The sequence below is a fragment of the Draconibacterium sp. genome (assembly GCF_041583095.1).
Classification (GTDB): Bacteria; Bacteroidota; Bacteroidia; order Bacteroidales; family Prolixibacteraceae; genus Draconibacterium.
On record NZ_JBFHGM010000396.1, the window covers coordinates 1 to 3,452 of the forward strand.

Sequence of the window (3,452 nt, forward strand, 5' to 3'; positions counted from 1 at the left end):
GAATATCAGCATTGGGTTTGTAGGAATTATGTTTTTGATTGCATGTACTCAATCAAATGAAAAGCAAGCGGTTGATTACATTGATCCTATCATCGGGGCGGTAACTTATGGTAAAAAATATACTGATTACCATGGATTTGGAAAGACCTTTCCCGGTGCTGCAACGCCCTTTGGACTGGTGCAGTTAAGCCCCGATACCCACACCGGTGGCGACAATGGTAGCGGCTACTCGTTCGAACACCCAACAATTGAGGGTTTTAGCTTTACGCACATGAGTGGCGTAGGCTGGTTTGGCGATCTGGGCAACTTTTTGGTTACGCCTGCAACCGGAAAGCTGATTACAAACCGTGGAGTACCGGAAGAACCGGAAGGGGGATATCGCTCACGCTTTTCGCACGATACGGAAGTGACCAGCGCAGGATATTATGCCGTTACGCTCGACGATTACAACGTTCGCACTGAATTAACGGCAGCACCAAGAGCAGGAATTATTCGCTTTACCTTTCCCGAGAACGACAGTTCGCGCATTCAAATCGATTTATCGCGCAGGGTAGGAGGAACATCCACCGAGCAATACATTAAAATTGAAAATGAAAATACCATTTCCGGATGGATGAAATGCCCACCTGAAGGTGGCGGCTGGGGAGCCGGTGCCGGCAAGGCCGATTACACCGTGTATTTTTGGTGCCAGTTTAGCAAACCTTTGGTAGATTATGGAATCTGGAGTGCAGCTATTCCCGATGAAGGAAGAAAGATGCGCCACATCAGACAGCCGGAATACCAGGATGCGGTAAAAAATGCTCCTCGCTTCGATAATGCAAAAGAGAAGCAAGGAAAACACATCGGATTTTATACCAATTTCAGCACAAAAGAAGGGGAAGAGGTTTTATTGAAAAGTGGTATCTCATTCGTAAGTGTTGAAGGAGCAAAAGAAAACCTGGAACACGACATCGACCATTGGAGTTTTGACAAAGTACATAAACAGGCCCGCGATTTATGGAGTAAGGCCATAAAGAATGTCAGGATTTCGGGTGGAACGGAAGAAGAGAAAACCATTTTTTACACAGCGCTTTACCACACCATGATTGACCCGCGCACCTTTTCCGATGTAAATGGGAATTATATAGGCGCCGATAAAAAAGTACACCAAACAAAGGATTTTACGTATCGAACTATTTTTAGTGGTTGGGATGTATTTCGTTCGCAATTTCCTTTACAAACCATCATTAATCCCGGTTTGGTAAACGATGAAGTAAACTCACTGCTGCAAATGGCTGAGTTAAGCGGAAAAGAATACCTGCCGCGATGGGAAATGCTGAATTCATATTCGGGTGTTATGTTGGGCAATCCTGCCGTGTCGGTCATTGCGGATGCTTATGAAAAAGGAATACGAAACTACGATATCGAAAAAGCGTTTGCCTACAGTAAAAACAGTGTGGATACATTTAGTAACGAACCATTGGGATTTACCCCCCACAGTATTTCAAAAACACTGGAGTATGCCTACTCCGATTGGTGTTTGGGCAAGTTTGCTGAGTCGTTGGGGAAGGATGAAATTTCGAAAGAATATTACCGTCGCAGTATAAATTACAAGAATATCTGGAATGAAGATGTCAGCTGGTTTCGGGCGCGCGATGCCGAAGGAAGCTGGAAAGAATGGAAGGGCAAGACGGTTCACGGACAGGGATGTATTGAAAGCAATCCCTTTCAGCAAGGCTGGTTTGTGCCGCACGACATTGAGGGATTAAAAGATTTGATGGGAGGAGGAAAAGCATTTCGTGATTCGTTAATTACTTTCTTCGAACTTACGCCGCCTGATTTCACCTGGAACAATTATTATAACCATGCCAACGAGCCGGTACACCACATTCCATTTATGTTTAATGCAGCCGGAGTTCCGCATCTAACGCAAAAATGGACACGTACAATATGCAGTTCGGCTTATGGCATCGGCCCTTATGGCCTTTGTGGAAACGAAGATGTGGGACAGATGTCGGCCTGGTACGTTTTGTCAGCAATGGGCATTCACCTCATTTGTCCGGGCGATAACAAATACCAGATAACAAGTCCGGTGTTCAATAAAATTGAAGTTTTTCTGGACGAGACGTATTACCCGGGAGAGAAATTTACAGTTATCGCTAATAATAATTCTGCGGAAAACATTTATATCCAGTCGATGAAACTGAATGGAATTCCCATGGAACGGTATTGGATAACACACGATGAAATTGTAAAAGGCGGGCTGCTGGAACTGGAAATGGGACCGGAACCTGTTGCTTTTTCAACGAAGTAATACAATCGAAAAAAAAATAGTATAGAAACCATAAAATAAACAACATGAAAAAGTTAGTTTTAATCGCATTATTCAGTCTGGGAATAGTAGCAGCCAATGCACAACAATATTCTTTCCCCATGCGTGAATACACGCCAACACCGGAGAACCTTGAAGCGCGTGAAGAATTTCGTGATATGCGGTTTGGAATGTTCATCCATTGGGGGATTTACAGTGTTCTTGGCGATGGCGAATGGGTAATGTTCAATCAGAAAATTCCGTTTGATACTTATAAACGTCTGGCTGATTTTTTTAATCCGCAGGAGTTCAATGCCAAAGAATGGATACAAATTGCCAAGTCAGCCGGCATGAAATACATCACCATTACCACACGTCATCATGATAGTTTTAGTATGTTCGATACCGACGCTTCAGATTACAACATTGTTGATGCTTCACCTTATGGAAAAGATCCGCTGAAAGAGTTGGCCGAAGAATGTAAAAAAGAAGGTATCAAACTGAATTTTTATTATTCGCTGCTCGACTGGGCACGCGACGATTATGCTTTCGGAAGTAAAATTGTGGATGGAAAACCGGTTGATGGCGACTGGGACAGCTACATCGATTTTATGAAAAAGCAGTTGACTGAGTTGCTGACAAACTATGGCGAAATTGGCTGTATTTGGTTCGATGGCCACTGGGAACGTAAAACGGTTGACTGGCGTTACGACGAGATTTACAGCTTGATTCACGAGTTGAGCCCAACTACTTTAATTGCCAACAACCACCATCTTCAGCCTATTCCTGGTGAAGATATACAGACTTTTGAACGCGATTTGCCGGGTGAAAACAAAGGTGGTTTCAGCCATGGAGTGAAGGTTAGCGACTTACCGCTGGAATCTTGCGCAACAATGGCAAGATTTTGGGGATTTGGATTGAATGACAAAAACTTTAAATCAACCAAACAGATTCTTGATTTTCTGGTAAAAGCGGCCGGAAAAGATGGAAACCTTTTATTGAATGTTGGCCCCATGCCAAATGGAAAAATCCAGCCCGAGTTTGTTGAAACCTTAAAAGAAGTGGGAGAGTGGACTTCGAAATATGGCGAAACCATTTACGAAACACGTGGAAAAGTAATTAACTCGCAAGAGTGGGGAACCATAACCCAAAAGGGCAATGA

2 protein-coding genes are annotated in these 3,452 nt (G+C 43.5%); both read left to right on the forward strand.

Going from position 1 to position 3,452, the window contains the following annotated elements; genetic code table 11:
- A partial coding sequence (locus tag ABZB17_RS21660; RefSeq protein ID WP_372653591.1) for a GH92 family glycosyl hydrolase occupies positions 1 to 2,293 on the forward strand: 2,293 nt, incomplete at its 5' end.
- Between the two features lie 44 nt (positions 2,294 to 2,337).
- A partial coding sequence (locus ABZB17_RS21665; protein ID WP_372653592.1) for an alpha-L-fucosidase occupies positions 2,338 to 3,452 on the forward strand: 1,115 nt, incomplete at its 3' end.